This is a genomic window from Micromonospora mangrovicola (assembly GCF_047200535.1).
GTDB lineage: Bacteria > Actinomycetota > Actinomycetes > Mycobacteriales > Micromonosporaceae > Micromonospora.
In genome coordinates this window covers 31,358-58,047 of the sequence record NZ_JBJZOG010000033.1, presented here as the reverse complement: position 1 = coordinate 58,047, position 26,690 = coordinate 31,358, and the positions used below count along the sequence as shown (strand labels likewise).

At 74.7% G+C, this 26,690-nt stretch carries 24 protein-coding genes and 3 pseudogenes; 18 read left to right on the top strand and 9 right to left on the bottom strand.

Annotated features, from left to right (window positions below):
• Positions 1–74: 74 nt before the first annotated feature.
• Entirely contained in the window at positions 75–1,076 is a 1,002-nt protein-coding gene (locus ACL02O_RS15910) for a LacI family DNA-binding transcriptional regulator (protein ID WP_412818840.1), read from the bottom strand.
• 665 nt (positions 1,077–1,741) lie between these two features.
• Positions 1,742–2,122, bottom strand: a complete 381-nt coding sequence (locus tag ACL02O_RS15905) for a YccF domain-containing protein (protein WP_412818839.1) — start codon at positions 2,120–2,122, stop codon at positions 1,742–1,744.
• A gap of 106 nt (positions 2,123–2,228) precedes the next feature.
• Here ACL02O_RS15905 and ACL02O_RS15900 point away from each other — a divergent pair, with 106 nt between their 5' ends.
• Entirely contained in the window at positions 2,229–2,711 is a 483-nt protein-coding gene (locus tag ACL02O_RS15900; RefSeq protein WP_412818838.1) for a hypothetical protein, read from the top strand.
• Positions 2,712–2,787: 76 nt separating this feature from the next.
• Positions 2,788–4,065, top strand: coding sequence for an MFS transporter (locus ACL02O_RS15895; protein WP_412818837.1), 1,278 nt, complete (start codon positions 2,788–2,790; stop codon positions 4,063–4,065).
• Between the two features lie 92 nt (positions 4,066–4,157).
• Here the strand turns inward: ACL02O_RS15895 and ACL02O_RS15890 are convergent, their stop codons facing one another.
• The 4 genes from ACL02O_RS15890 to ACL02O_RS15875 all read right to left on the bottom strand — a co-directional run bounded on the left by ACL02O_RS15890 (position 4,158) and on the right by ACL02O_RS15875 (position 8,098).
• Entirely contained in the window at positions 4,158–5,051 is an 894-nt protein-coding gene (locus tag ACL02O_RS15890; RefSeq protein ID WP_412818836.1) for an arginase family protein, read from the bottom strand.
• Positions 5,052–5,115: 64 nt separating this feature from the next.
• Positions 5,116–6,003, bottom strand: a complete 888-nt coding sequence (locus ACL02O_RS15885) for an ABC transporter ATP-binding protein (RefSeq protein ID WP_412818835.1) — start codon at positions 6,001–6,003, stop codon at positions 5,116–5,118.
• Between the two features lie 29 nt (positions 6,004–6,032).
• Complete coding sequence (locus ACL02O_RS15880; protein WP_412818834.1) at positions 6,033–7,058, bottom strand: FecCD family ABC transporter permease; 1,026 nt, start codon at positions 7,056–7,058, stop codon at positions 6,033–6,035.
• A complete protein-coding gene (locus ACL02O_RS15875; RefSeq protein WP_459560886.1) occupies positions 7,055–8,098 on the bottom strand; it encodes a FecCD family ABC transporter permease in 1,044 nt (347 codons plus the stop codon). Before ACL02O_RS15875 ends, ACL02O_RS15880 begins: the two co-directional genes overlap by 4 nt.
• A gap of 104 nt (positions 8,099–8,202) precedes the next feature.
• Here ACL02O_RS15875 and ACL02O_RS15870 point away from each other — a divergent pair.
• The 10 genes and pseudogenes from ACL02O_RS15870 (at position 8,203) to ACL02O_RS15825 (ending at position 19,231) form a co-directional block, all read left to right on the top strand.
• Positions 8,203–9,235, top strand: a pseudogene (locus tag ACL02O_RS15870) (ABC transporter substrate-binding protein).
• On the top strand, positions 9,232–10,068 hold the full coding sequence (locus tag ACL02O_RS15865) for a siderophore-interacting protein (RefSeq protein WP_412818833.1): 837 nt from the start codon (positions 9,232–9,234) through the stop codon (positions 10,066–10,068). Before ACL02O_RS15870 ends, ACL02O_RS15865 begins: the two are co-directional and overlap by 4 nt.
• Before the next feature lie 153 nt (positions 10,069–10,221).
• Positions 10,222–11,715 carry a pyridoxal phosphate-dependent decarboxylase family protein gene (locus ACL02O_RS15860; RefSeq protein WP_412818832.1) on the top strand — a complete coding sequence of 498 codons (1,494 nt, stop codon included), beginning with the start codon at positions 10,222–10,224 and terminating at the stop codon, positions 11,713–11,715.
• A 109-nt stretch (positions 11,716–11,824) separates the two neighbouring features.
• Positions 11,825–13,093, top strand: coding sequence for a lysine N(6)-hydroxylase/L-ornithine N(5)-oxygenase family protein (locus ACL02O_RS15855; RefSeq protein WP_412818831.1), 1,269 nt, complete (start codon positions 11,825–11,827; stop codon positions 13,091–13,093).
• Positions 13,090–13,665: a GNAT family N-acetyltransferase gene (locus ACL02O_RS15850; protein WP_412818830.1), complete on the top strand. Its 576-nt coding sequence runs from the start codon at positions 13,090–13,092 to the stop codon at positions 13,663–13,665. The genes ACL02O_RS15855 and ACL02O_RS15850 overlap by 4 nt, the downstream gene beginning before the upstream one ends.
• Positions 13,662–15,444, top strand: a pseudogene (locus ACL02O_RS15845) (IucA/IucC family protein). The gene ACL02O_RS15850 and the pseudogene ACL02O_RS15845 overlap by 4 nt, the downstream one beginning before the upstream one ends.
• A gap of 180 nt (positions 15,445–15,624) precedes the next feature.
• Positions 15,625–16,179 carry an AMIN-like domain-containing (lipo)protein gene (locus ACL02O_RS15840; RefSeq protein ID WP_412818829.1) on the top strand — a complete coding sequence of 185 codons (555 nt, stop codon included), beginning with the start codon at positions 15,625–15,627 and terminating at the stop codon, positions 16,177–16,179.
• 86 nt (positions 16,180–16,265) lie between these two features.
• Positions 16,266–16,946 carry a response regulator gene (locus ACL02O_RS15835; protein ID WP_412818828.1) on the top strand — a complete coding sequence of 227 codons (681 nt, stop codon included), beginning with the start codon at positions 16,266–16,268 and terminating at the stop codon, positions 16,944–16,946.
• Positions 16,947–16,952: 6 nt separating this feature from the next.
• Positions 16,953–18,347, top strand: coding sequence for an ATP-binding protein (locus ACL02O_RS15830; RefSeq protein ID WP_412818827.1), 1,395 nt, complete (start codon positions 16,953–16,955; stop codon positions 18,345–18,347).
• Complete coding sequence (locus ACL02O_RS15825; protein WP_412818826.1) at positions 18,335–19,231, top strand: Gmad2 immunoglobulin-like domain-containing protein; 897 nt, start codon at positions 18,335–18,337, stop codon at positions 19,229–19,231. Before ACL02O_RS15830 ends, ACL02O_RS15825 begins: the two co-directional genes overlap by 13 nt.
• 7 nt (positions 19,232–19,238) lie before the next feature.
• On the opposite strand, the gene ACL02O_RS15820 is transcribed toward ACL02O_RS15825, so the two are convergent.
• Positions 19,239–19,457, bottom strand: a complete 219-nt coding sequence (locus ACL02O_RS15820) for a hypothetical protein (RefSeq protein WP_412818825.1) — start codon at positions 19,455–19,457, stop codon at positions 19,239–19,241.
• 131 nt (positions 19,458–19,588) lie between these two features.
• Entirely contained in the window at positions 19,589–19,921 is a 333-nt protein-coding gene (locus ACL02O_RS15815; RefSeq protein WP_412818824.1) for a putative quinol monooxygenase, read from the bottom strand.
• 141 nt (positions 19,922–20,062) lie between these two features.
• Between ACL02O_RS15815 and ACL02O_RS15810 the strand changes: the two genes are divergently transcribed.
• Genes ACL02O_RS15810 through ACL02O_RS15800 form a run of 3 tightly spaced genes read left to right on the top strand, consistent with a single transcriptional unit; the run spans position 20,063 to position 23,531 of the window.
• Positions 20,063–21,172, top strand: a complete 1,110-nt coding sequence (locus ACL02O_RS15810) for a M24 family metallopeptidase (RefSeq protein ID WP_412818823.1) — start codon at positions 20,063–20,065, stop codon at positions 21,170–21,172.
• The gene (locus ACL02O_RS15805) at positions 21,169–22,311 is read left to right on the top strand and encodes an acyl-CoA dehydrogenase family protein (RefSeq protein WP_412818822.1); all 1,143 of its coding nucleotides are present in this window, start codon (positions 21,169–21,171) and stop codon (positions 22,309–22,311) included. The genes ACL02O_RS15810 and ACL02O_RS15805 overlap by 4 nt, the downstream gene beginning before the upstream one ends.
• 23 nt (positions 22,312–22,334) lie before the next feature.
• Positions 22,335–23,531 (top strand): RNA polymerase sigma factor, encoded by a 1,197-nt coding sequence (locus ACL02O_RS15800; RefSeq protein ID WP_412818821.1) that lies wholly within the window; start codon positions 22,335–22,337, stop codon positions 23,529–23,531.
• Here ACL02O_RS15800 and ACL02O_RS15795 read toward each other — a convergent pair.
• On the bottom strand, positions 23,528–23,863 hold the full coding sequence (locus ACL02O_RS15795) for a YciI family protein (protein ID WP_412818820.1): 336 nt from the start codon (positions 23,861–23,863) through the stop codon (positions 23,528–23,530). The genes ACL02O_RS15800 and ACL02O_RS15795 overlap by 4 nt on opposite strands.
• Positions 23,864–23,985: 122 nt before the next feature.
• On the opposite strand from ACL02O_RS15795, the gene ACL02O_RS15790 reads away from it, so the two are divergent.
• The 3 genes and pseudogenes from ACL02O_RS15790 (at position 23,986) to ACL02O_RS15780 (ending at position 26,630) form a co-directional block, all read left to right on the top strand.
• The gene (locus ACL02O_RS15790; RefSeq protein WP_412818819.1) at positions 23,986–24,207 is read left to right on the top strand and encodes a DUF433 domain-containing protein; all 222 of its coding nucleotides are present in this window, start codon (positions 23,986–23,988) and stop codon (positions 24,205–24,207) included.
• A 54-nt stretch (positions 24,208–24,261) separates the two neighbouring features.
• Positions 24,262–24,766 (top strand): annotated as a pseudogene (locus tag ACL02O_RS15785) (Lrp/AsnC family transcriptional regulator); the annotation flags it as partial.
• Between the two features lie 157 nt (positions 24,767–24,923).
• Positions 24,924–26,630, top strand: coding sequence for a CDP-glycerol glycerophosphotransferase family protein (locus ACL02O_RS15780; protein WP_412818818.1), 1,707 nt, complete (start codon positions 24,924–24,926; stop codon positions 26,628–26,630).
• Positions 26,631–26,690 lie beyond the last annotated feature (60 nt).

Genomic DNA, 26,690 nt, shown 5'->3' with positions numbered 1-26,690 from the left:
GATGGAGGGTGTGCGGTGTTGCCACCGGTGGGCGAACTGCCCCTCGGCGTGGGTTGTGTCCGACGGTGGAGCGGTCAGGTGGTGCTGGTCGAGGCGCGGACGGTGAAGCTCGTGGGGATGACGGTCGGTGTGCCGGGCAGCGGCGTGCCGGCGAGATGGGCGATGAGGGCACGGGCGGCGGCCGCCCCCATCTCCCGCAGCGGCTGGTGTACCGAGGTCAGCGGCGGGTGGGTGTGCCCCGCCAGGGGCAGGTCGTCGAAGCCGACCACGGCCACGTGCTGCGGGACGCGACGGCCGGCGTCGCGCAGCGCCTGGAGCGCGCCGGCGGCGGAGAGGTCGTTGTGGGCGAAGACGGCGTCGAACGGCACGCCCTCGGCGAGGAGGCGTTCCACCGCCACCCGGCCGCACTCGAAGGTGAAGTCGCCCTCCACGACGAGGGCGGGGTCGATGGGCAGACCGGCGCGGGCGTAGCCGGCCGCGAAGCCGGCGAGTCGTTCCCGGGTGCAGCCGAAGCGGCGTAGCCCGGTCACCACGAGGGGACGCCGCCGGCCGAGCGCCAGCAGGTGCGCCGCGGCGGCCCGCGCACCCTCCTCGTTGGTGGTCCGCACCGACGCGAAGCCCGGCTGGTGCCCCCGGTCGTCGATGAGGATCACCGGCAGGCCGCGTTCGTGCAGCTCGGTGATGTAGTCCAGCGTGCCCTCGGGCTCGACGACGAGCAGGCCGTCGAAGGACTTCGCGGACACCTGCGAGGCGAAGCGCCGCATCGACTCGTCGCCCTGGGTGCAGGTGAACAGCAGCAGCCCGTACCCCTCCGACTCGACCACGTCGGCGGCGCCCTGGAGCACCTCGCCCATCCACGGCCAGGTGAGTGACGGCACGAGCATGCCGACCACCCGGGTACGCCCGCGGGCCAGGCCGACCGCTCGGGCGCTCGGCACGTAGCCCAGGTCGCTGATGACGGCGCGGACCCGGTCGGCGGTGTGGACGTGCACCTCGCCCTTGCCGTTGAGCACCCGCGAGACGGTCGTCTTGCTCACCCCCGCGCGGGTGGCGACGTCGGCGATGGTGATCGGCACGGGACCCTCCCGGGTCGCAGGGGTGGTGGTTCGGAACCGGTTGCGGAAGCGGTTCCGTCGCAGTCAACCGAAGTGGCGGCGGTCACGTCAATAACAGGCCGGTAACAAAACATGGCTAAGTTCAAAACATCAAAAAAGTGCCGGGCCTGCTGGATCGCTCGACTTCCCGCGACCCAGCTGCTGAGCAGCGTCGATGCGCCGCGGGAAGGTCGCCGACCCGGGGTGGCGCCGGACCCGCCGGGGTCGGGCGGCCCGAGGCCCTCCTGTGCGGCCTTATCGTCGACGCCCTCCGCGCCGCTGCTGTCTGTCGACGCGAGTGGACCGGCCGCCGGAAGTCGGCCGCCGGAAGTCGGCGGCCGGTCGGCGGCCGGTCGGCGGCGTGCCCGGATTCGCGTCCCTGCTGGCGTCCCCGGAGACCCAGCCTCCTAGGACGCGTCAGGGGTGGTGACCCGCTCGACCGGTCGGCGCAGATCGTCCACACCGGAGGGTCGCCTGAGGTGGGGTCGTTGCGGCGGTGACCGAGGCGCTGCTGAGCTCTTAGCGGCCACCGGCGGGGGTGGCGCTCCACCGGGTGGCGGGGAACGCCTCGGTCGCCACCACGCTGGGCGAGCCCGGTCGGCTGCCGGCCCAGCTGGGGGACACTCGCTCAGCTACCGCTGGCCCCGTCAGGGCGCGTCGACGACCTCCTGTCCGAGCGGCCAGAGCGCCGCCGGTACCAGCTTGAAGTTCGCCACGCCGAACGGGATGCCGATGATCGTGAGGCAGAGGCTCACCCCGGCGACGATGTGGGACAGCGCCAGCCACCAGCCGGCCAGCAGCACCCACAGCACGTTCGCCGCCCCGGAAACCACGCCGGCCCCGGCTTTCGGCACGAGGGTGCGGCCGAACGGCCACAGCGCGTACGAGGCGAGGCGCAGCGAGGCCACGCCGAACGGGATGGTGACGACGAGGGCGAAGCAGATCAGCGCGGCCACGCCGTAGCCGAGGGCGAGCACGAACCCGCCGCCGAAGATCAGCCAGAGCACGTTGAGCACGAAGCGGAGCACGACTCACATGGTGGCCACCGGGCGCAAGCCCGCGGTCGGGCCGGCGCGGCGGAACCCGCCGCTAGGTGCGGTCGGCCCGGCCGGCTTGTCAATGTACCGTTGACACATGGGGTCCGAGATGGCGCAGCTGGCCGAGATCGCCGCCGACCGCGCGCGGCTGGACGAACGCGAGCTTGAGCTGATCGACCGGGCGCGGCACGGCGGCGCCACCTGGGCGCAGATCGCCGCCGCGCTGGGGCTCGGCAGTCGGCAGGCCGCGGAGCAACGCCGCCAGCGCCTGGCGGCCGTTCGACGGTCGCGGCGGCACGAGCGTGATATCGCCTACTCGACCCGGATCGCGGCCATCCGGGGTGGGGTCGTCGAGCTGCGGCGGTGGATCGACGCGGACCGGCGATGGGACGCGCGGTTCCCGCGTGCGGCCCTGGTGCGGAGGACCGTGGAGGCGGCGCTCGACGCCGACCCGGGTCCGCTCTACGGCCTGGCCGCGCTGCTCGCGGCCGATCTGGCCGAAGCCGGGGGCGAACGGGTGCCGGTGCCGGCGCAGGCGGCGGCGACGGACCTGGCCCGGCTGCTGTCAATGAATGAATGACGAGTTCCGACAGTATTGCCTGGTATCCGCTCAAGGTTGAGGATCTGAGTCGTCTCGGCTCAACCTGGGGGGCCTCATGCGCCGCAACGCCGGCCTGTTCGTGGCGATCTCGTTGCTGTCGGGCTTCGGCAGCGGCGCGATGTCACTGGTGGCCGGAATCTGGATCCTCGACCTCACCGGTTCCACCAGCCTCGCCGCTCTCGCCGGACTCTGCGTGTACGCCCCGGTGCTCGCCGGCCCCTGGCTGGGCGGCCTGCTCGACCGGGCGTCGCGGCGACCGCTGGTGGTGGCGGTCAACCTCACGCTGGCCGCCGTCCTGCTCAGCCTCCTCACCGTGCGGGGGCCCGGCCAGACGTGGCTCATCTTCGCGGTGTCGTGCGCCTACGGTCTCAGCTACGTGCTCATCGACGCCGGGGAGACCGCGCTGCTGCCCGCCGCGCTGTCGCCCACGGAACTCGGCGACGTCAACGGCTGGCGGTCCAGTGCGCAGGAGGGCATGAAGCTGGTGGCACCCCTGGTCGGCGCGGGCCTCTACGGGTGGCGCGGCGGGCACCCGGTCGTCGTGGTCAGCGCGGCGATGCCGGTCCTGGTCGCCGTCCTGTACGCGGCCGTCCGACTGCGACGGACGCCGCCCGACCTGCCGACGGAGCGGCGGCACGGCTTTCGCGCGGGGCTCGCCGTCCTGGCGGGACAACCGGCGCCGCGTCGAACGGTCGCGCTCGCCGCCGTGGCGATCGCCATGTCCGGCTTCACGACCGCGGCGAACTACGCCATCGTCACCACGATGCTGGGCCTGCCGTCGACCTTCCTCGGCGTGCTGGTCAGCGCCCAGGGGGCCGGGTCGGTCGTCGGTGGCCTCGTCGTCGGCCGACTCCTCGCCCGGTGGAGCCCCGTCACCGTGGGCGTCGCCGGCACGACGCTGTTCGCCGTCAGCTGCCTGGTGCGCTGCCTGCCGTGGTGGCCCGGCGCGGTCGCCGCCTCGGTGATCGCCGGTGTCGGCCTGCCCTGGGGCCTGGTCGCCGCGGTGACCGCGGTGCAGACGAACACGCCGACGGCACTGCTCGGCCGGGTGGCCGGGACCGCCAACACCGCGATGTTCGGGCCGGTCGCGCTGGCGATCCCCCTCGGCTCCGCCGCCGCCCACCTCGGCGCTCGCCCGACGTTCGTCGTCGCCGCCGCGACCTGCCTGGTCTGCGCGGTCCGCACGGCGATGCGCCGGGGCAGGCACGACACGCCGACCACGACGACCTCTCCGGCCGGCGTGGTCGGGCCACCGGTCGGCCCCCAGTCGGAGGACGGCCGGGGTCGGGAGTCGTTGCGGGCGGCGGCCGGAGGCCCCGCGCGGCGGCGGTGATCCACGTTCGTGGCGGCATCCCTCCGCCGGGACGGTGGGGTGCCCTCGCGTCGCGCGGCCCGCTCCGGCGCGGCCCGCTCCGGCGCGGCCGGTCAGACGGGGCCGGTGACGGTGGGGCCCCGGCCGCGAGAAACGTCGGGCGGGCCGGCGGAGCGGGCCGGCCGGATCACCGGGACGAACGCGTCGACCAGATCCGCCGGCAGGTCCCGGTCGGCGGGGCGGCCGGGCTCGTACTTGGTGATGCCGAGTCCGGCGACGGTGAACCTGGCGGCGAGGGCGTGCACGGCCACGGTGAGCTGATCCGGGGTCAGGCCGCCCGGCTCCCCGGTGCCGACCGAGGCGAAGAGTCGGCGGTCGAGCCGGTCGAGGTCGATGTGCAGGTAGACGGCGTGAGCGCCGGTCGCGGCGACCGCGTCGACGAGCGCGGACGGCTCGACCAGCCGCGGCGTGTCGAGGTGTGCGATCGCGTTGCCCTCGATGAACGCCCGTTCGCCCGGGTCCAGGGCGCGTACCCCGGCGAGAACCACCTGCGCGGGCCTCAGCGTCCGCGTGGGCGTCAGGTCACGCGGACCGTCGCCGAGCAACGCACGCAGCACCATGCCGTGGACCGCCCCCGACGGCGAGGAGGCCGGTGTGTTGAGGCCACCGTGGGCGTCCAGCCAGACGACGGCGAGGCCCGCGCCGAAGCGGGCGAGTGCGGCTTCGACGGGCGCCAGTCCGACGCCGCAGTCCCCGCCGACAGTCACCATCGTCCGTCCCCCCACATCGGCCTGTGCGGCCCGGACGGCGTGCAGGTTCCGCACCAGGACGCCCAGGGCGCCGACCCCGTCGCCGGCCGTGCCGGGCTCGTCGCCGACCTCGATCCGTACCCGTTCATCCGCCGGGATCAACGCGGCGAGTGCGGCCGCTCCGCGTCGCAGCCGCCGCGCCGTGGCCGACCCCGACCCCTGCCACTGCGGCACCTCCACCACCGTGAAGCCCGTCATCCGGCGTTCCGTTCCCGCCGCCCAGCCGGCGCTGCATGAATTGCCGCATCGTTTGCATGCATTCTCAGCCGTGCCCTTTGCCGGTCGGCAGCGTGGCCGGGTGCACCTGTCGAGTGCCGCAGGATGAGCCGCCCCGCGACGTGGGTGCGTCGACGGCGCGGCGGCGGGACGCCGGGACCACCAGGGGGCTGCCGGTCTCCGGGTCCTCGAGGATCCGGCAGGGCAGGCCGAACACCTCCTCGACCAGCTCCGCGGTGACGATCCGGCGCGGATCCCCGGCGGCCACCACCCGCCCGGCGCGCATCGCCACCAGGTGGGTGGCGTACCGGGCGGCCTGGTGCAGGTCGTGCAGGACCGCGACCAGGGTGCGGCCCTGCTCCGCGTGCAGCCGCGCGCAGAGGTCCAGCACCTCGACCTGGTGGGCGATGTCCAGGTAGGTGGTCGGCTCGTCCAGCAGCAGCAGGGGGGTCCGCTGGGCCAGCGCCATGGCGATCCAGACCCGTTGCCGCTGCCCGCCGGAGAGCTCGTCGACCAGCCGGTCGGCCAGCTCGGCGACCCCGGTGTCGGCCATCGCCTCCGCCACCACCCGCTCGTCCTCGCGGGACCACTGGCGCAGCAGTCCCTGATGCGGGTAGCGGCCCCGGGCGACCAGCTCGGCCACGGTGACGCCGTCCGGGGCGACGGCGGACTGGGGGAGGAGCCCGAGGGTACGGGCGACCTGGCGGGCCGGGCGGCGGTGGATGTCGACGCCGTCGAGCAGCACCGCGCCCCGGGTGGGCCGCAGCAGCCGGGCGAGGGCCCGCAGCAGGGTCGACTTGCCGCACGCGTTCGGTCCGATGATCACGGTGAACGAGCCGTCCGGAACGGCCAGTGTGAGGTCCTCGGCGACGGTTCGCCGGTCGTACGCGAGGGTCAGCGCGTCGCCGACCAGCCGGGGAGGCTCGGGTGCCATGGGGAGTTCTCCAGTCGTGGACAGGTCGGTCATCGCCGGCCGCGGCGTTCGCCGGTCAGCAGCCAGGCCAGGTAGCCGCCGCCGAGCACGCCGGTGACCACGCCGACGGGCAGCTGGTGGCCGGCGACCGCGTGTTGCGCGAGCTGATCGGCGGCGACCAGCAGCGCGGCACCCAGCGCCGCGGCCGGCAGCAGATTCGGCCCGGGGGCCCGGGTCAGCCGGCGGGCCAGGTGCGGCGCGGTCAGCGCGAGGAACGACACCGGGCCGGCGGCCGCCGCGGCGAGCGAAACCAGCAGCACGGCCGCGCCGAGCACGCCGAGCCGGACCCGGTGCACGGGAACACCGAGCGCGGCGGCCGTGTCGTCGCCCATCTCGATCAGCCGCAGCGCCGGGGCGCGGGCGAGCAGCACGGCGGGCAGCAGCACCACCAGCGCGGCGAGCAGGGGCAGCGCGTTCGCCCAGCCGCGCCCGTCGAGGCTGCCGGTGAGCCAGAGCGCGGCGCGGGCCGCGTCGGTCAGCGGGGCGCGGGTGAGCAGCCAGCCGTTGACGCCGGTGAGGATCGCGGTGATCCCGATACCGACCAGCACCAGCCGCTGCCCGGCGGCGTCGGGTCGCCCGGCGAGGACGTACAGGAGCGCGCCGGTGCTGAGCCCGCCCGCGACGGCGGCCCCGCCGAGGGCGGCGCTGTCACCGCCGAGCGCCACCACGACCAGCGCGCCGGTGGCCGCGCCGGAGGTGACGCCCAGGACGTCGGGGCTGCCCAACGGGTTGCGGGTCACCGACTGGAAGACCGCCCCGGCGAGGCCGAGCGCGGCGCCGGCGGCGAGGGCCGTGGCGAGCCGGGGCAGGCGCAGCTCGGTGACGATGAACCGGTCGGCGGGGCCGCCGCCCCCGGCGAGTACGCGCAGCGCGTCGCCGGGGGCGATCGGGTAGTCGCCGGTGGCGACGGCGAGCACGCCGAGGGCGAGGGCGAGCAGGCCACCGGCGAGGCCGACGGCGACCGCGCGGAGGCGCAGGCGCAGCGACAGCCCACCGGGCAGGCGGAGCACGATCATGGGCGGGCCACCCGTCCCCGCCGGACCAGGTACAGGAAGAGCGGCCCGCCGAGGACGGCGGTGACCAGGCCGACCTGGAGTTCGCCGGGCCGACCGAGCACCCGGCCGGCGACGTCCGCGGCGAGCAGCAGCACCGGTGCGTACACCACGCTCCAGGGCAGCAGGCGGCGCGGGTCGGGGCCGGCGACCGCGCGGACCAGGTGCGGGGCGAGCAGCCCGACGAAGACGATCGGCCCGCAGGCGGCGGTGGCCGCGCCGCAGAGCAGCGTGACGGCGGCGACGACCGCGGCCCGGACCACGCCGGGGTGGGCGCCGAGGGCGCGGGCGGCGTCGTCGCCGAGGGCGAGGGCGGCCAGCGGGCGGGCCATGAGCAGGGCCAGTGCCAGGCCGGCCAGGACGAAGGGCAGCAACGCCGGGAGGGTGTCGGTGCGGGCGGCGGCCAGTGAGCCGACGGTCCAGAACCGCAGCCGTTCCAGGGAGGTGGTGTCGACCAGCATGACCGCGCTGACGTACGAGTAGAGGGCGGCGTTGAGCGCCGCGCCGGCCAGGGCCAGCCGGGTGGGGGTGGCGTGCCGGCCGCCGCCCGCGGCCTGCCCGGCGAGGGTGACCAGGGCGGCGCCGAGCAGCGCGTACCAGACCTGGTGGTCGAGGGCGGTGACGCCGAGCGCGACGGTGGCGGTGGCCACGGCGGCGGACGCGCCGGCGTTGATGCCGAGCAGGCCGGGGTCGGCGAGCGGGTTGCGGGTGAGCGTCTGCATGGCCGCCCCGGCGACGCCGAGGGCGGCACCGGCGGTGAGGCCGAGCAGAGTGCGGGGCAGCCGCATCCGGTGCACCACGGCGTGTTCGGGGGAGGCGGGGTCGGTCAGGCCGTGCCACACGTCGGTGAGCGGGAGCGGCTTCGCGCCGACGGTGAGGCTGAGCACGGTCACGGCGGCGAGCAGCAGCAGGCCGAGCGCCAGCCCGGCGACGCGTACGCCCCGGCGTCGACCGGGCGGGGCCCCCGCGTCGGCGGCGGATCGTGGTGAGGTGACGACGGACAGTGTGGACTCCGGATGGCGGAAGCAAGCTTGACAGGAAGTTAGGTTAGGTTAACCTAACCTTGCTGTCCATGGTCATTTTCCGGCCCGTACCGAAAGACATCGCCATGCCCGACACCCTGTCCGGCCGCCGGTTCACCCGCCGCGGCCTGCTCGCCTCCGGCGGCGCCGCCGGCCTCGCCGCCCTCCTCGCCGGCTGCGGCTCCGACGGCGGCACGCCCGCCGCCGCGCCCACCGGCGGCCCCTGGTCCTTCACCGACGACCGCGGGGAGCGGGTCACCGCCACCGCCCGGCCGTCCCGGGTCGTCGCCTTCACCGGGGTGGCCGCCGCGCTGGTCGATTTCGGCCTCGACACCCGGATCGTCGGCGTGTTCGGCGAGACCCGGCGGGCCGACGGCGGCAAGGAGCCGCAGGCGGGGGAGCTCGACGTCGACCGCGTCGAGATCCTCGGCAACGCCTGGGGCGAGTTCAACCTGGAGAAGTACGCGGCGGCTGCGCCCCGACCTGCTGGTCACCCACATGTACGACCCGGGCGCGCTCTGGTATGTGCCGGACGAGAGCATGGCCAAGATCCTCCCGCTCGCGCCCAGCGTCGCCATCACTACCGCGCGGGTGCCGATGACCACACCCATCGACCGCTACGCGCAGCTCGCCGAGAGCCTCGGCGCCGACCTGTCCGCCCCGAAGGTGACCGCGGCGAAGTCCCGGTTCACCGCCGCCGCCGACGCCGTCCGCCAAGCGGTCCGGGCCAACCCGGGGATCCGGGTGATGGCCGCCTCCGGCAGCCCCGACCTGTTCTACGTCTCCAACCCGAAGGTCAGCACCGACCTGATGTACTTCGCCGAACTCGGCGTCGACCTGGTAGTGCCGACCAAGCTCGAACAGGGCGACTACTTCGAGGCGCTCAGCTGGGAGAACACGGGCCGGTTCCCGGCCGACCTGATTCTGCTGGACAACCGGCCCACCGCCCTGCAACCGAAGGACCTCGCCACCAAGCCCACCTGGATCCGGCTGCCCGCCGTCCAGGCCGGCCAGGTCACCCCGTGGGACGCGGTGCCGCGTTTCTCCCACGCGGGCGCGGCCCCGCTGCTGGAGAACCTGGCCACCGCCATCCGAGCGGCCCGGAAGGTCACCGCGTGACCACCGGCGTCGCCCTGCGGTACCGGTTCCACGCCGCCCGGGTGGTCGCCACCCGCCCGGTCGGCGCCGCCCTGGTGCGGGTCACCTTCGGCGGCGACGACCTCGCCGGGTTCGCCGGCGGCGGCCGGGACCAGAGCGTCTCCCTCTTCCTGCCCCACCCGGGCCAGCACGCTCCGGTCGTGCCGGTCGGGGCGGGGGAGGACTGGTACGCCGCGTGGCGCGCCCTGGACCCGCAGGTGCGGGCGGTGATGCGCTCGTACACCATCCGGGCGCAGCGGCCGGAGCGGGCCGAGGTGGACATCGATTTCGTCCGGCACGGCGACGGTGGCCCGGCCACCCGCTGGGCCGCCCGGGCCCGCCCCGGTGACCCGGTGCTGCTGCTCGGCCCGGCCGTGCCCGATGAGCGCAGCGTCCGCTTCCAGCCGCCCGCCGGCACCGACGCGGTGCTGCTGGTCGGCGACGAGACCGCGCTGCCCGCCGTCGCCGGCATCCTCGACTGGTTGCCCGCCGGCACGCCGGTGCGCGCCTTCGTCGAGGTGCCCGCCGCCGCCGACATCCAGCCGCTGCCCACCGCCGCCCGCGCCGAGGTGACCTGGCTGGTCCGCGGCGGCGCCGCCCCCGGCGGCGGCCAGCTGGCCGACACGCTGCGCGCCGCCCGGCTGCCCGGCGCCGCCCCGTACGCGTGGATCGCCGGGGAGGCTGGCATGGTCCGGGCCGTCCGCCGGCACCTGGTCGGCGAGCGCGGCCTGGACCGGACCCGGGTCAGCTTCGCCGGCTACTGGCGGCGCGGCGCCTGCGAGGAGGACCTCCGCGCCGAGGCCGCCACCGCCTGACCGCACCCGGCCCGGGCGCCGGAGCCGCGCCGGGGCCGCCGGCACCGATCGGAAAGCCACCACCGCCCGACACCCGTTCCACCATCCCGCCAATCGCGCAGCCCGCCCGTGTCGTGGGCCGGTGCCGGCTGCCCACGACCCGTGGAGGAGCACATGACCATCCAGGTGCGACCCGTGGCGGCGGCACCGCCCCGACCCGGGCCGGCCGCCCGCGGCCAACTGCTGCACGCCGGCACCGCCGAGGCGTACCGGCGGGTGGTGCTCGCCGGCGTCGACCGGGTGGCCCGGCAGGTCACCGCCGTCGACCGGCCGTTCACCGGGATCGGCCCGGACGCCCTCGCCCGCCGGATCGACGCCATCGACCTGGACCGGCCGCTCGGCGACGGCACGGCCGCCCTCGACGAACTGGAGGAGGTCTGGCTGCGCGACGCGGTCTGGTTCCACCACCCCCGCTACCTGGCCCACCTCAACTGCCCGGTGGCGCTGCCCGCGCTGCTCGGCGAGGCGGTGCTCAGCGCGGTCAACTCCTCGCTGGACACCTGGGACCAGAGCGGCGGCGCCACTCTCGTCGAGCGCCGCCTGATCGACTGGACCGCCGGGCGGCTCGGCCTCGGTCCCGCCGCCGACGGCGTCTTCACCAGCGGCGGCAGCCAGTCCAACCTGCACGCGCTGCTGCTGGCCCGGCAGGAGACCTGCGCCCGCCGCGGCGCCGGGCGCGAGCTGCTGCCCCGGCTGCGGGTGCTCACCTCCACCGCCGGGCACTTCAGCGTACGCAAGTCCGCCGACCTGCTCGGCCTCGCGCCGGACGCGGTCGTCACCGTCGACATCGACGCCGACCGGCGGCTGCGCCCCGCGGAAGTACGCGCCGAACTTGCCCGCCGCCGGCACGCCGGGGAGGTGGTGATGGCGGTCGTGGCCACCGCCGGCACCACCGACTTCGGCAGCATCGACCCACTGCCCGAGCTGGCCGAGGCGTGCGCCGCCGAGAGGGTGTGGCTGCACGTCGACGCCGCATACGGCTGCGGCCTGCTCGTCTCGCCGACCCGCCGGCACCTGCTGGCCGGGGTGGAGCGGGCGGACTCGGTGACCGTCGACTTCCACAAGTCGTTCTTCCAGCCGGTCTCCTCCAGCGCCCTGCTGGTCCGCGACCGGCGCACCCTGCGACACGCCACCTACCACGCCGACTACCTCAACCCTGCCGACGCGACGGTGCCCAACCAGGTCGACAAGAGCCTGCAGACCACCCGCCGCTTCGACGCGCTCAAGCTCTGGCTCACCCTGCGGGTGATGGGCCCGGACGCGGTCGGCGCCCTCTTCGACGAGGTCCTCGACCGGGCCGCCGCGGCGTGGGCGCTGGTCGGCGCCGACCCCCGCTTCGAGGTGCTGCCCCGGTCCCCACTGAGCACCGTGGTCTTCCGCCACCTGCCGGCCGGCCCGGACGCCACCCGCGCCGATCCGGCGAACCGGTACGCCCGCCGGGCGATGACGGCCTCCGGTGCGGCCATGGTCGCCGCCACCGTCGTCGACGGCCGGCAGTACCTGAAGCTCACCCTGCTCAACCCGGAGACCACGGTCACCGACGTCGGGCGGGTGCTGGACCTGATCGCCGGGCACGCCGAGGCGTACCTGGAGGGGGGAGCCCGGTGAGCGCGAGGAGTGAGCTCGCGAGGCCCCGCAGTCGGGAACGGAAGGAGAGCCCGGTGAGCGCGAGGAGTGAGCTCGCGAGCCCCGCAGTCGAAAACGGAAGGAGAGCCCGGTGAGCGAGCACGACGTCATCGGCATCGGGCTCGGCCCGTACAACCTGGGCCTGGCCTGCCTCACCGCGCCGATCGCCGAGCTGGACGCGCTGTTCCTGGAGGCGCGCACCGGACTGGCCTGGCATCCCGGCATGCTGCTGGACTCCGCCCGGCTGCAGACCCCGTTCCTGGCCGACCTGGTCACCCTCGCCGACCCGACCTCCCCGTACTCCTTCCTGGCCTTCCTCAAGGAGACCGAACGGCTCTACCCCTTCTACATCCGGGAGAACTTCTTCCCGCTGCGCGTCGAGTACGACGCCTACTGCCGGTGGGCGGCGGCGAAGCTCGACACCGTCCGCCTCGGGCACCGGGTCACCGCCGTCGAGCACGATCCCGCCGACGACCGGTACGTGGTGCACGCCGTCACCGCCGACGGCCCGACCACCCACCGGGCCCGGCACCTGGCGCTCGGCACCGGCACGCCGCCGCACCTGCCGGACGCCGCCGCCGGCCTGGACGCCCTGCACAGCTCCCGCTACCTGGACCAGCGGGCCGAACTGCGCCGCTGCGGCAGCGTCACCGTGGTCGGCAGCGGGCAGAGCGCCGCCGAGGTGTTCCACGACCTGCTCGCCGACACCGACCGGTACGGCTACGAGCTGACCTGGGTGACCCGCTCGCCGCGCTTCTTCCCCCTCGAATACACCAAGCTCACCCTGGAGCTGACCTCGCCGGACTACGTGGACTACTTCCACGCCCTGCCCGAGGCGGCCCGCTACCGGCTGGAGGCCGCCCAGCACGGCCTCCACAAGGGCATCGACGCCGACCTGATCAACGCGATCTTCGACCTGCTCTACGCCCGCAGCGCCACCGATCCGGTCCGCGCCCGGCTGCTCACCGACACCGAGCTGACCGGACTGGGCCGTGACGGCGGCGGTTGGATTCTGGGCCTGCGGCACCGGGAACAGGGCCGCGAGCGCATTCTGCGCACCGAGGGCCTGGTGCTGGCCACCGGCTACCGCTACCGGGTGCCGGACTTCCTCGCCCCGGTCCGGCACCGCATCCGCTGGGACGACCACGGCCGCTTCGCGGTCGCCCGCAACTACAGCATCGACCACACCGGCCGGGGAATCTTCCTGCAGAACGCCGCCACCCACGCGCACAGCGTCACCTCACCGGACCTGGGCATGGGCGCCTACCGCAACTCGGTCATCATCCGCGAGCTGCTCGGCCGCGAGCACTATCCGGTCGAGCGGCGGATCGCCTTCCAGGAGTTCGGGGCGCCGGCATGATCGTGCACACCCGACGCGACCCCCGGCTGGGGGAGTTCGCCCTGCGTACCCTCGATCCCGAGGGCGACGCCCGGCTGCTGTGCCGCTGGCTGACCCACCCCAAGGCGGCGTTCTGGCAGATGCTCGACGCCGACGAGGCCGGCGTCGTCGCCGAGTACCGCCGCATCGCCGCCGACCCGCACCACGACGCGTACCTCGGGCTGTGGCGCGGCGTCCCCGCCTTCCTCGCCGAACGCTACGACCCCGCGCGCGTCGAACTGGCCGGCCGCTACGCCGCCCGCCCCGGCGACGTCGGCATGCACTTCCTCTGCGCCCCCACCGACACGCCCGTGCCCGGCTTCACCCGGGCCGTGCTCACCACCGTCCTGGACTGGCTCTTCGCCGACTTCACCGTGCACCGGGTGGTGGTGGAGCCGGACCTGCGCAACGCCGCGGTGCACGCCCGCAACGCGGAGGTCGGCTTCACCGTCGTCGGCCCGCTCGTCCTGCCCACCAAGACCGCCCTGTTGAGCACCTGCACCCGGGAGCGGTTCCGCGCCGCCACCGGCCACCCGGAAGGACCCGCCCGATGACCCGGACCCAGGCCGTCGCGCACCTCACCCCGCGGCTCTGGGCGCGGGCCAACCGCCACCTGGTCCGCAAGGCCCTCGCCGAGTTCGCCCACGAGCGGCTGATCACCCCGGTGGCGGCTGGCGGCGGCTACGCGGTGCGCGCGGGAAACGCCGTCTACACCTTCGCCGCCCGGCGGTACGCCCTGGACCACTGGCAGGTCGACCCGGACAGCATCCGCCGCACGCGCGACGGCCGGGAGCTGCCGTTGGACGCGGTCGACCTCTGCCACGAGTTGCGCGACCCGCTCGGGCTGACCGACCGGACCCTGCCGCTGTACCTGGAGGAGGTCACCGCCACCCTGGCCGCCCTCGCCGACCGGCTGCGCCGCTCCGGACCGTCCGCGGCCGATCTCGCCGACGCGGACTTCCAGACCGTCGAGGCGGCCATGACCGAGGGGCATCCCGGTTTCGTCGCCAACGGCGGCCGGCTCGGCTTCGGCGTCGACGACCACCACCGCTACGCCCCGGAGGCCGCCGCCGACGTCCGGCTGATCTGGCTGGCCGCGCACCGCGACCACAGCACCTTCAGCGCTGGCGCCGGCCTCGACCACGACAGCCTGATCCGCGCCGAACTGGACGCCGACACCCTGGACCGGTTCGCGGCCACCCTCGCCGACCTCGGCCTCGACCTGGCCGACCACCACCTCGTCCCGGTGCACCCCTGGCAGTGGTGCAACAAGCTGGCGGTCACCTTCGCCGGGGAGCTGGCGGCCCGCCGGCTGGTGCTGCTCGGCGAGGGGCCGGACGCGTACCGGGCCCAGCAGTCCGTGCGCACCTTCTTCAACGCCGCCGCCCCGCACCGGCACTACGTCAAGACCGCGCTGTCGGTGCTGAACATGGGCTTCATGCGGGGGCTGTCCGCCCCGTACATGGCGGGCACCCCGGCCATCAACGACTGGCTCGCCGAGCTCCTCGCCGGCGACGCGGTGTTCGCCCGGACCGGGGTGTCGATCCTGCGGGAACGCGCCGCCGTCGGCTACCGGCACCGGCAGTACGAGGCGGCCACCGACCGGCACTCGCCGTACCGGAGGATGCTGGCCGCCCTCTGGCGGGAGAGCCCGCTGCCCGGCCTCGCGCCGGGCCGGCGGCTGGCCACCATGGCCCTCGCTGCTGCACGTCGACCCGGCCGGCCGGCCCCTGGCCGCGGCGCTGGTCGGGCGGGCCGGGCTGGCCCCCGCCGACTGGCTGCGCCGCTACCTGGACGCCTACCTGGTCCCGCTGCTGCACGCCTTCTACGCTCACGACCTGGTGTTCATGCCACACGGCGAGAACGTCATCCTGGTCCTGCTTGGCGGCGTCGTGGAACGGGTGATCCTCAAGGACATCGCCGAGGAGATCGCCGTGCTGGACCCGGCCGCCCCGCTTCCGGCCGAGGTGGCCCGCATCCGCGCCGATGTGCCCGAGCAGTTGCGACTGCTGTCGCTGTTCACCGACGTGTTCGACGGCTTCCTCCGGCACCTCGGGGCGCTGCTGGCCGCCGACGGCCTGATCGACGAGGAGACGTTCTGGCGGACCGTGGCGCGGTGCGCGGCCGACTACCAAGCCGCCAACCCCGACCTGGCCGCCCGCTTCCGGCGGTACGACCTGTTCGCGCCCACCTTCGCGCGGTCCTGCCTCAACCGGCTGCAACTGCGCGACAACCAGCAGATGGTCGACCTCGCCGACCCGGCCGGCGCGCTGCAACTGGCCGGGGAGCTGACCAACCCGATCGCCCCGTACGCCCCGGCCCGGTCGTCCTGACCCGACCCGGTCGACCCGGCCGTGCTGCCGGCGGCCGACCGGTGACCCGCTCGCGGCGTTCCGCTGTTACCCGGCGGTTACCCCGTTGCGAAGCCACTGTGGCACGACGGGTCGACGGTCGGGTCCGGGACCGCCGGAGACGGTCCGGTGGTCGTCCGGAGCATCGACAGGAGGACAGCGATGAGACTGAGGAGAGCACTGCTGGCACTGGTGGTCGTGCTCGGCGGGCTGGTCGCGGGCGCCGGCGGCGCCACGGCCGCCACCCCGTACTGCGGGATCACCTGGGGTAGCACGGACAAGGCGGGCGGCGTGCTCAGCGGCGCCCCGCTGGTCGAGGTCCGCACCGGTCGGCACGACTGCTGGGACCGGGTGGTCTTCGAGTTCGCCGGTCCGGCGAACGGCTTCTCCGTCGCGTACGGGGAGACCTGGACCGAGGGGCAGGGGCTTGCACTGTCCCCGTACACGGCCGGCGGCGCGCTGCTGCGGGTGTCCCTGCGGGCGCCCGCCTACGACGGGAACCACGTGGCCACGGTGCCGTACCGCGCCGGTGATCACGGCGCGACCGTGCTGGGCTACCGCACCCTGCGCGACGTGGTCTTCGGCGGCAGCTTCGAGGGCTACACCACCTTCGCCGTCGGCGTCCGCGCCCGGCTCCCGTACCGGGTCTTCGTGCTCAGCGGCCCGGGTACGCACAGCCGGATCGTCCTCGACGTCGCCCACCAGTGGCAGCAGTGAGCCCGGTGACGGGGGCCGACCGGCCCCCGTCACGGACCGTTGCGTCAGGGTCCCGGGACGTCGCACCGGGCTACCCTGAGTGCATCATGGAGGGCCGCGTACTGGTCGTCGAGGACGATGCCTCCATCCGGGAGGTCACCGCCCTCGGTCTGCGGCGGTCCGGGTTTCGGGTGGACACCGCAGTCGACGGCCCGGCGGCCCTCGCCGCCTGGCGGGCCCGCCCGGTCGACCTGATCGTCCTCGATGTGATGCTGCCCGGCCTCGACGGCCTCGAGGTGTGCCGGCGGATCCGGCGCACCAGCCAGGTGCCGATCCTGATGCTCACCGCCCGCACCGACACCATCGACGTGGTCGTCGGGCTGGAGTGCGGCGCGGACGACTACCTGCGCAAACCGTTCGACCTGCCGGAGCTGGTCGCCCGGGTCCGCGCGGTGCTGCGCCGGACCGTCGCCCCGGTCGAGGAGGGCATCGTGACGACCGGGCCGCTGGAGATCGACCCTGCGCGGTTCGTGGCCCGCAAGGCGGGCCGGGAGCTGACCCTCACCGCCACCGAGTTCCGGCTGTTGCTGGAGTTGGCCCGCCGGCCCGGCCAGGTGTTCACCCGCGAACTGCTGCTCGACCGGGTGTGGGGGCACGCCTATCTGGGCGACTCTCGCCTGGTGGACGTGGCGGTGCAGCGGCTGCGCGCGAAGGTGGAGGACGATCCGGGCGCCCCGACCCTGATCAGGACGGTCCGCGGCGCCGGCTACAAGCTGTCGACGGGGTGAGCGGCGATGACGACGGGGAGGGTCGCGCCCGGGCGCCTGCGGCGCCGGCTCGTCGTCGCGTTCGTCCTCATCGCCGGGGTGTCCGCCGGCGCGCTCGCCGGCGGGTCGTATGTGATGCTGCGGCAGGCCCGCTTCGACGGCTCGCTGCAACGCGCGGCGGCGGACGCCCGCTACCAGCTCCTTCTCGCTGCGCAGTTCCTGCCGCTGACCGACGCGCGCCGGGCGGACCTGCTGGCCACCTTCGCGCAGAACGGACGGCCGGTGCTGCTGGTCACCGCCGACGTCCAGGCATCCGATCCCCGGTACGCGCCGACGCCCGGTCCGGCCCTGCGCGACGCGGTCGCCGCCGGGCAGCTCGGCTTCCAACGCTCACCCGCCGGCGCGCGACCGCACCTGCTGATGGTTGGTGGCCGGATCCCCGGCTCCACCGCGCAGTTGTACGTGGTGAGCCTGGAGGACGAGGTCGTCGACGATCTCGACCAGCTCCGCACGGCCCTGGCGGTCGGCTGGGTCGCGGTGGTGCTGCTCGCCGCCACGGTCGGCAGCGCCCTGGCCCGGCGGACCCTCGAACCGGTGGGCCAGGCCAGCCGGGCGGCCCGGGCGGTCGCCGAAGGACTGCTGCACACCCGGCTGCCGGTCGGCGGCCGGGACGAGTTCAGCGACTGGGCCGCGTCCTTCAACGAGATGGCCGAGGCGCTGGAGGCGAAGATCGACGCGTTGTCCCGCGCCCGGGCCCGGGAGCGGCGGTTCACCGCCGACGTGGCGCACGAGCTGCGTACGCCGGTCACCGCCCTGGTGGCGGCGGCGTCGCTGCTGGCCGAGCAGCTGGACACCCTGCCGGCCGACGCCCGCCGTGCCGCCGAACTCCTCGTCGCCGACGTGGTCCGGCTGCGCCGGCTGGTCGAGGAGCTGATGGAGATCTCCCGTCTGGACGTCGGGCGGGAGGCGGTGTCGATCCGGCCGGTGGACGTCGTGGGCGTGCTGCGCGGCATCGCCGATGCGCGGGGGTGGGCCGACCGGGTGACCGTGGCCGGTGAGGCACCCTCGGTCGCCACCGACCCGCGCCGACTGGAACGGGTGCTGGCCAACCTCGTGTCCAACGCGGTCGAGCACGGCGGCGGCGAGGTCCGGGCCGAGGTACGCCACGGCGGGACGTCGCTGGTGGTCGAGGTCACCGACCAGGGGCCCGGCATCCCCGCCGAGCACCTGCCGCACCTGTTCGACCGCTTCTACAAGGCCGACCCGGCCCGCACCGGTGCCGGCAGCGGTCTCGGCCTGGCCATCGCCCTGGAGAACGCCCGGCTGCTCGGCGGTCGGCTCGAGGTCCGCAGCGAGGTCGGCCGGGGCACCTGCTTCCGTCTCGAACTGCCCGCCGACGGAGGTGACCGGTGCGACGCCTGATCGCGCCGCTCGCGGCGCTGCTCGTGCTCACCGCCGGCTGCGCGCCGGCCTCGACCGGCACCCTCGGCCCGGCCCCGGCCGGAGCCGGCCCGACCACCGCCGCCCAGCCGACCGGCACGGCACCCGGCACCCCCGCCGGCGCCCCCTCGCCCGGCCGGCGCACCCCGTCGGCGCCGGCCCCGAGCAGCGCCGCGACGCCAGTGGCCGACGGGACGATCACCGTGCAGCTCTGGTTCATCCGCGGCGGAAAGCTCGTACCCGCCCGGCGTACCCTGCCCGCCACCCTGGCCACCTCCCGAGCGGCGCTCAGCGAACTCGCCGCCGGCCCGTCGCTGGCCGAGACCGCCACCGGGATGACCTCCCTGGTCCCGCCCGGCGCGCAGGTGAGCCGCATCGTCGGCCAGGTGGCCACGCTGGTCACTCCCGCCGGGTTCGACACCGGCGGCGCGGCGACCGTCCGGTTCCGCCGGGCGCAGGTGGTCTGGACGCTGACCCAGTTTCCCACCGTGCGGCGGGTCGCCTTCACCTCGACCGACACCGGGCCGACCGGACGCGACGACTACACCGACCTGCTGCCCCCGATCGTGGTGACGGGTCCGTCCATCGGCGACCGGCTCACCAGCCCGGTGACGGTCACCGGGACCGCCGACGTCTTCGAGGCGACGGTGAGCGTCCGCGTGCTCGACGGCGCGGGCCGGGAGATCGGCACCGGGTTCACCGTCGCCACCTGCGGCTCCGGCTGTCGCGGCGACTACCGGATCAGCGTCCGCTACCGGCGGGCCACCGCCGGCCCGGGCACCATCGAGGTGTACGAGGTGTCCGCGCTCGACGGCTCGCGGATCAACTCGGTGGCCGTCCCCGTGGTCCTGGCGGCCACCGGGTGACCTGCCCCTACCGGGCGCCGGCCTCGGGCGCCTCGTAGATCCACGACTCCTGCGCACCGTCCGGAGCGCGCCCCACCCGCCGGTACTCGAAAACTTCGGTCGCCTCATGCGCGCCATGGAGCCTGAGCTCGTACGTCGGCGGCGGGTCGTACGCGTCGGGCACCTCCCAGTCCACCGGCATTCCGTCGTACGGCCCGCCACGCAGGAGCACCTTCACGATCGCCACACCACTGACGGTAGCGAGGCGGGAGGCCGCGCGGGCGGATTGGCGGGGTTGCGCCCGGCTCGTCCCGCGACGATCAGCCCCGGGTCCGGCGGGCGCCGCCGTCGACCGCACGCAGGGCAGCGCCCGGACTGTCAGACCGGCAGGCCGACCCCGCCGAGCGGCACGACGTCCACCCGCTCGGGCGGCCCGGCCAGCATGCCCAGCACATCGGCGATGCTCGGGGCGGCCCCGACGGCGGCGGGGGCCGCGGCCAGCGCCGCCTGCACCGCCTCCTCGTCGGACCACACCTCGGTCACCCGGACGGTGTCCGGGTCGACCTGGTCCCGGCTGATCACGTACAGCTCACAGCCGGGGAACCCGCGCAGGCCGTCGGTCACCCGCAGCAACGCGTCGGCGACCTCGGCCCCCCGGCCCGGCTGGGCGCGCATGGTCATCAGCCGCCCGATCCGACCCGCAGAATCCATGGTGCTCCCTCCGCTCCGTGGCGCGTCCGCACCGAGCGTACGGCGCGGTCCGGTCGGGACGCAGTCCGTCGCACCGGGCCGCCGGCCGTGGTCGGGGCGACCGACTCCCGCCGGAGCCCAAACGACCGTTAAGCTCGGGGGGTGGGATCCGACGAGCTGTACCCGGCCGAGCGGCTGGCCGCCGCGCGACGCGCCACGGCCGCCGCCGGCCTCGACGCGCTGCTTCTCACGCCCGGCTCCGACCTGCGCTACCTGACCGGGTACGACGCCCACGAGGGCGAGCGGCTGACCTGCCTCGTGCTGCCCGCCGAGGGCGAGCCCACCCTGATCGTGCCGACCCTGGAACGCCCCGGCGCGGGGGCCGCCCCGGCCACCGGCGTGCGCATCGTCGACCATCCCGACGGCACCGACCCGTACCCGCTGGTGCGCGCGGCCCTGCCCGGCCCGGTGCGCGCGGTGGGGCTGGCCGACCGGATGTGGGCCGAGCAGGTTCTGGCGCTGCGCGCCGCGCTGCCCGACGCCGCCCAGCGCCTCGCCTCCGAGGTGCTGCGGGAACTGCGGGTCCGCAAGTCCGCCGCGGAGGTGGCCGCGCTCGCCGAGGCGGGCGCAGCGATCGACGTGGTGCACGCGCGGATGGGCGAGTGGCTGCGTCCCGGTCGCACCGAGGTCGAGGTGGCCGCCGACATCGCCGCCGCGATCCGGACGGCCGGCCACGTGCGCGTCGACTTCGTCATCGTCGCCGCCGGCCCCAACGGCGCCAGCCCGCACCACGGCACCGCCGACCGGCCGATCCGGGCCGGCGAGCCGGTGGTGGTCGACATCGGCGGCACCATGCCGTCCGGCTACCGCTCGGACTGCACCCGCACCTACGTCGTCGGCGGCCCTGCCCCGGCCGAGTTCACCGACTACTACACGGTGCTGTACGAGGCCCAGCGCGCCGCGGTGGCCGCGGTGCGCCCCGGGGTCACCGCCGAGGCGGTCGACGCGGCCGCCCGTGACGTCATCACCGCCGCCGGCTACGGCGCCGCCTTCCTGCACCGCACCGGTCACGGCATCGGCCTGGACACTCACGAGGAGCCCTACATCGTGGCCGGCAACCCCCGACCCGTGGAGGCCGGCATGGCCTTCTCGGTCGAACCCGGGATCTACCTCGCCGGGCGGCACGGTGCCCGGATCGAGGACATCGTCGTCTGCACGACGGACGGCGGCCAACGGCTCAACACCACCCCCACGGAGCTAATCGCGCTATGAACGTCGACCGGATCCTCCCCACCGACGAGGCCCACGACCTGCTGGACCTCGCCACCGAGCTCGCCGACCGCGAACTCGCCCCGAAGGCCGCCGACTTCGAGGAGCGTGCCGAGTTCCCCCGCGAGGTGCTGCGCACGCTGGGCCGGGCCGGCCTGCTCGGCCTGCCGTACGCCGAGGAGCACGGCGGCGCCGCCCAGCCGTACGAGGTCTACCTCCAGGTGCTGGAGATCCTCGCCAGCCGGTGGCTCGCCGTCGCCGAGGCGGTCAGCGTGCACACCCTGTCCTGCTACCCGCTCGCCCAGTACGGCAGCGACGAGCAGCGCAAGCTGCTGCCCGACATGATCGGCGGGGAGCTGCTCGGGGCGTACTGCCTCTCCGAGCCGCAGGGGGGCTCGGACGCGGCGGCGCTGACCACGAAGGCGGTCCGCGACGGCGACGACTACGTGGTCACCGGCACCAAGGCGTGGATCACGCACGCCCGGGTGGCGGACTTCTACAACATCTTCTGCCGTACCGGCGGCCCCGGCTCGAAGGGCATCTCCTGCCTGCTCGCCGACCGGAACACCCCGGGCATCCACCCGCAGGCCGCCGAGCGGACCATGGGCCTGCACGCCTCCCCGGTCGCCCAGATCGCCTTCGACGGGGCCCGGGTGCCCGCCGAGCGGCTGATCGGCGGGGAGGCGATGGGCTTCACCATCGCCATGTCCGCCCTGGACTCCGGCCGCCTCGGCATCGCCGCCTGCGCCGTCGGGCTGGCCCAGGCCGCCCTCGACTACGCGGTCGGCTACGCCAAGGAGCGCCGGCAGTTCGGCAAGCCGATCATCGACTTCCAGGGCCTCGGCTTCGGCCTCGCCGACCACGCCACCCAGATCTCCGCGGCCCGCGCCCTGATGCTGGCCGCCGCGCGGCTGCGCGACGCCGGCCGGCCGTACTCGATCGAGGCGGCGAAGGCGAAGCTCTTCGCCACCGACGTGGCGATGCGGGTGACCACCGACGCGGTGCAGGTGCTCGGCGGCGCCGGTTACGTCGCCGATCACCCGGTCGAGCGGTACATGCGGGAGGCGAAGGTGCTCCAGATCGTCGAGGGCACCAACCAGATCCAGCGGCTGGTCATCTCCCGGGCCCTCGCCAAGGGCTGAGCCCCCGGTCGTAGCCTGGGCCGATGTCCGAGCCGACGGCGGCGCTCGACCGCGTGTGGCGGGCCGAGGTGGGCAGCATGCTGGGCGTGCTGACCCGCCGCCTCGGCGACCTCGACCTGGCCGAGGACGCCCTCCAGGACGCCGTCGGGGAGGCGTTGCGGCACTGGCCGACCGACGGCGTGCCGGAGCACCCCTCGGGCTGGCTGGTCACCGTCGCCTGGCGCAAGGCCCTGGACCGGCTGCGCCGCGACGCCACCGGCCGGGCGAAGGCGGCCCTGCTCGCGCGGACCCCGCCGGCCGGGTCCACCGGTGACGACCGGCTGGCGCTGCTGTTCGCCTGCTGCCACCCCGGCCTGGCGGAGCCGGCCCAGGTGGCGTTGACCCTCAACGCGGTGAGCGGGCTGTCGGCCGAGCAGATCGCCGCCGCGTACCTGGTGCCCACCGCCACGATGGCCCAGCGTCTGGTCCGGGCGAAGCGGCAGCTGCGCCGGGCCGGGGTGCGTTTCGACCTGCCGCCCGCCGAGGAGTACGCCGCCCGCCTGCGCGCCGTGCTCGCGGTGGTCTATCTGGTCTTCAACGAGGGCTACCTGGCCTCGTCGGCGGAGACGCCGCAGCGGCGTGACCTCGCCCGGGAGGCGCTGGACCTGGCGCTCCAGCTCGTCGAGCTGATGCCCCGCGAGCCGGAGGTGGCCGGCCTGGCGGCGCTGCTGGAACTGCACGAGGCCCGCGCCGCCACCCGCTTCGACGCCGCGGGCCGGATCGTCCTGCTCGAGCAGCAGGACCGCCGGCGGTGGGACGCCGCGCTCATCGGCGCCGCGGTGGCCCGGCTGCGCCGCGCCGCCGCCCCGGGGACAGCCGGGCCCTACCAGTTGCAGGCGGCCATCGCCGCCCAGCACGCCCTGGCCCCCTCGGTCGACCGGACGGACTGGACGGCGGTGCGCGCCCTCTACGACCGGTTGGACGCGGTGCAGCCGACCCCCGTGGTCCGGCTGGGCCGCGCCGTCGCCACCCGGTACACCCACGGACCGGCGGTGGCCCTCGCCGAGGTCGACGCCCTCGGTGACCGGCTGACCGGCTACCGGCTCTGGCACGCCACCCGGGCCGAGCTGCTGCGGGCGCTCGGCCGCGACGGCGAGGCGGTCGAGGCGACGCGGCGGGCGCTCGCGCTGGCCACCAACCCGGCCGAACGCGAGCTGCTCGCCCGCCGTCTCGCCGCCTAGCCGACGATCGGGCGCACCTCGACCGTGTACCCGGCGGCGATCGCCGGCCAGGTGGCTGCCACCGCCACCGCCTCGTCGAAGTTGTCGGTCTCGAGGTGGATGTACCCGCCGATGATCTCCTTCAGCTCGAGGTACGGGCCGTCGGTCACCATCGGCTGCCCGTCCGTGCCCCGGCGGACGGTCTTCGTGGCACCCGGGTCGTCCAGCTTCGCCCCGCCCCGGACGACCTTGCCGGCGGCGTGCCACTTCTGCCACCAGGCGTCGACCTCGTCGATCAGGGCCGGGTCCTTGGCCGTCGAGTCGTCGCCCCAGATCACCATCGTGTAGCGCACGTGTCTCTCCTCGTTCGCTGCGGGCGGCCGGTTGCCGACCCGCTCGACTGTCTGACGATCGGGCGGCCACCCGACTCGACGCCGTCGGACGGAAATCCCGCCGGGACCACTAACCTGTGGCGGTGGCATTCCCGCGGATCACCGTCGACCCCGACGTCATGAGGGGTGCGCCCTGCGTACGGCAGTCGCGGATCCCCGTTGCCACGCTGCTGGCGATGATGGCCGACGGCATGTCCGTCACCGACATCCTCACCGACCTGCCGTTCCTCGACGAGGACGACCTGGCGGAGGTGCTGAACTACGCCGCGGACGCGGTTCGCGACCGGACGGTCCGCCGAGCGTGACGGCCGGCGGGCCGGGTGCGGCGTGGGAGCGTTCACTCCGGTAGGTTGCACCGCGTGGAGGAGATCGACCGGGCCATCGTCGCCGCGCTCACCGGTGACGGTCGGCTGTCGTACACGGACCTCGCCGAGCGGGTGGGGCTGTCGGTGTCGGCCGTGCACCAGCGGGTCCGCCGGCTGGAGCAGCGCGGCGTCATCAAGGGGTACGCCGCGCGGGTCTCGTTCGAGGCTCTGGACCTGCCGTTGACCGCGTTCGTGGCGATCCGGCCGTTCGACCCGTCGCAGCCGGACGACGCGCCGGAGCGGCTCGCCCACCTGCCGGAGATCGACTCCTGCTACTCGGTGGCGGGGGAGGACTTCTACCTGCTGCTGGTCCGGGTGGCGGGGCCGGCCGACCTGGAGCGGGTGCTCCAGGAGATCCGCACGGCCGCGAGCGTCACCACCCGGACGACCGTCGTGCTCTCCACCCCGTACGAGCATCGCCCGCCGAAGGTCGGCCCGGACCAGGTGAATCAGCACCGGCTCCGTGGCATCGGCTGAGTCAGCGGGTTCGCGCACGGGTGCCGGCGCGGCCGGGACCCGTGGGCGGTTCCGGTCCGCCTATTGTGAACGACCGAGCCGCGAGCCGCGAGGAGCGGGTCCAGCCCGTGGGTGAAGGAGTTGGCTTTGCGACAGAGCTTCCAGGCGACGTGCCGAGGTCGGGCGTTCGGGGTCGGGCGATGACGGCGTCGAAGCCGGGCCGGTCCCGGTTCAGCGGTTGGCTGGCGGAGGCGCGGACGTCGGCCGCCGGGGCGCGACTGCCCGCCCTGGCGGTCGAGCTTCCTGCCCTTGCCGCCCTGCTGCTGGCGGCGGTGGGCGACTCCCGCCTCTGGGCGCTCGCCCCGGCCGTTGCCGCGCTCTGTCTGCTGGGCTGGACGTGGCGCCGCGGTGCGGTGGCCGCCGGAACCTCCGTCGTGGCGCGCGTCCTCCTGCTCGCCTGCGCCTACCTGCTCGGCGCGGTCCACGGTCTCGATCCCACGCTGGCCGTCGGTGTCGCCGTCGCGGGGCTGGCGGTTCTCAGCGAACCGCTGTTGGCGGCCATGTACGCGGCGGTCTACCCGGTCGCGGCCAACCTGCCCGGAATCGGCTCGCAGCCGGAGCGCGGCCGGAGCCCGGGCCGGGTGGCGCTGGCCAACGGCGCTGCGGTGCTCGTGGCGCTGGTCTGCGCGTTCACCGACCTGGTCGGGGGGATCGCGCTGGCGGTGGCGGCCGCGGCGCTCGGGTTCACTCTGTTCACCGGGTTGCAGGGGTTGAGGGCGGTGCTGGCGCGGCGTGGCCGGGAGACGAAACTGCACGCGGCGCTGACCGCCTACGAGCCGGTCTTTCTCGTGCACTGGAACGCGCCGGCCGGCACCGCCTACCAGCTCGCGATGTGGTTGCCCTACCTGGAACGCCTCGGCAGGAAGTTCTTCGTGGTGGTTCGCAACCAGACCAACTTCAAGGAGGTCGTGGGTCTGACCACGGTCCCGGTCGTGCTGCGGATGGGGCTCAACCAGTTGGACGACGTCGTCGCCCCGTCGCTGCGGGCGGCCTTCTACGTCAACACCGCAACCGTGAACAACCACGTCGTCCGTTACACGAACCTGACGCACATCCAACTCAACCATGGCGACAGCGACAAGGTGCCGAGTCACAACCCGGTCTTCCGGATCTACGACCGGAACTTCGTCGCGGGCCAGGCCGCGATCGACCGGTTCGCGGCGAACGGCGTACGCATGCCCGCGGAGATGTTCGCCATCGTCGGGCGTCCTCAGGTGGAGAACGTCGCCATCGCCACCGGGCCGATCGCCTCGATCGCCAACCCCCGGATCCTGTACGCGCCGACGTGGGCCGGCTTCTACGCCGACTCGAACTACTCGTCGCTGCTCGTCGGCTACGACATCGTCAAGGCGCTCGTCGCTCGCGGGTGCAGCGTCGTTTTCCGGCCGCATCCGTACACGAAGCGGTCCGCGGAGTTGACCCGCGAGTGCGCGCGCATCCGGACACTGCTGGCCGACGACCGCCGGATGAACGGGCGGCCACACGTCTTCGGAGTCGAGGCGGAGGTGGCGATGTCGGTCGCCGACTGCTTCAACGCCTCGGACGCGATGGTGTCGGACGTGTCGAGCGTGGTGGCGGACTACCTGTACTCGGAGAAGCCTTTTGTGATGGTGGCCGTCTCGGCGCCGGCGGCGCAGTTCCCGGGGGCGTTTCCGCTCGCGCGGGCGGCCTACGTGATCGACGCCCACGGCGGCCGTGTGCAGGGACTCGACGCCGCCCTCGACGATCTCCTCGGCACCGACCCCATGGCCACCACCCGCCGCGACCTCAAGAAGTACTACCTCGGGGACATCCCGGCGGACCGGTACGCGCAGCGCTTCCTCGACGAGGCCTCGCGCTATCTGTGACGGCGATCGGCATCGATCGGCTCCGGTTCGCCTTGGCGCTGGACCTGGGCCGGGCGACAA

Bases quoted from the DNA above. Each gene is read 5' to 3' on its own strand.
- ACL02O_RS15780 (WP_412818818.1), top strand. From the start codon at position 24,924: ATGACGGCGTCGAAGCCGGGCCGGTCCCGGTTCAGCGGTTGGCTGGCG.
- ACL02O_RS15850 (WP_412818830.1), top strand. From the start codon at position 13,090: ATGATCGTGCACACCCGACGCGACCCCCGGCTGGGGGAGTTCGCCCTG.
- ACL02O_RS15815 (WP_412818824.1), bottom strand. From the start codon at position 19,921: ATGGATTCTGCGGGTCGGATCGGGCGGCTGATGACCATGCGCGCCCAG.
- ACL02O_RS15805 (WP_412818822.1), top strand. From the start codon at position 21,169: ATGAACGTCGACCGGATCCTCCCCACCGACGAGGCCCACGACCTGCTG.
- ACL02O_RS15900 (WP_412818838.1), top strand. From the start codon at position 2,229: ATGGGGTCCGAGATGGCGCAGCTGGCCGAGATCGCCGCCGACCGCGCG.
- ACL02O_RS15880 (WP_412818834.1), bottom strand. From the start codon at position 7,058: ATGATCGTGCTCCGCCTGCCCGGTGGGCTGTCGCTGCGCCTGCGCCTC.
- ACL02O_RS15840 (WP_412818829.1), top strand. From the start codon at position 15,625: ATGAGACTGAGGAGAGCACTGCTGGCACTGGTGGTCGTGCTCGGCGGG.
- ACL02O_RS15800 (WP_412818821.1), top strand. From the start codon at position 22,335: ATGTCCGAGCCGACGGCGGCGCTCGACCGCGTGTGGCGGGCCGAGGTG.
- ACL02O_RS15895 (WP_412818837.1), top strand. From the start codon at position 2,788: ATGCGCCGCAACGCCGGCCTGTTCGTGGCGATCTCGTTGCTGTCGGGC.
- ACL02O_RS15890 (WP_412818836.1), bottom strand. From the start codon at position 5,051: ATGACGGGCTTCACGGTGGTGGAGGTGCCGCAGTGGCAGGGGTCGGGG.
- ACL02O_RS15860 (WP_412818832.1), top strand. From the start codon at position 10,222: ATGACCATCCAGGTGCGACCCGTGGCGGCGGCACCGCCCCGACCCGGG.
- ACL02O_RS15830 (WP_412818827.1), top strand. From the start codon at position 16,953: ATGACGACGGGGAGGGTCGCGCCCGGGCGCCTGCGGCGCCGGCTCGTC.
- ACL02O_RS15885 (WP_412818835.1), bottom strand. From the start codon at position 6,003: ATGGCACCCGAGCCTCCCCGGCTGGTCGGCGACGCGCTGACCCTCGCG.
- ACL02O_RS15835 (WP_412818828.1), top strand. From the start codon at position 16,266: ATGGAGGGCCGCGTACTGGTCGTCGAGGACGATGCCTCCATCCGGGAG.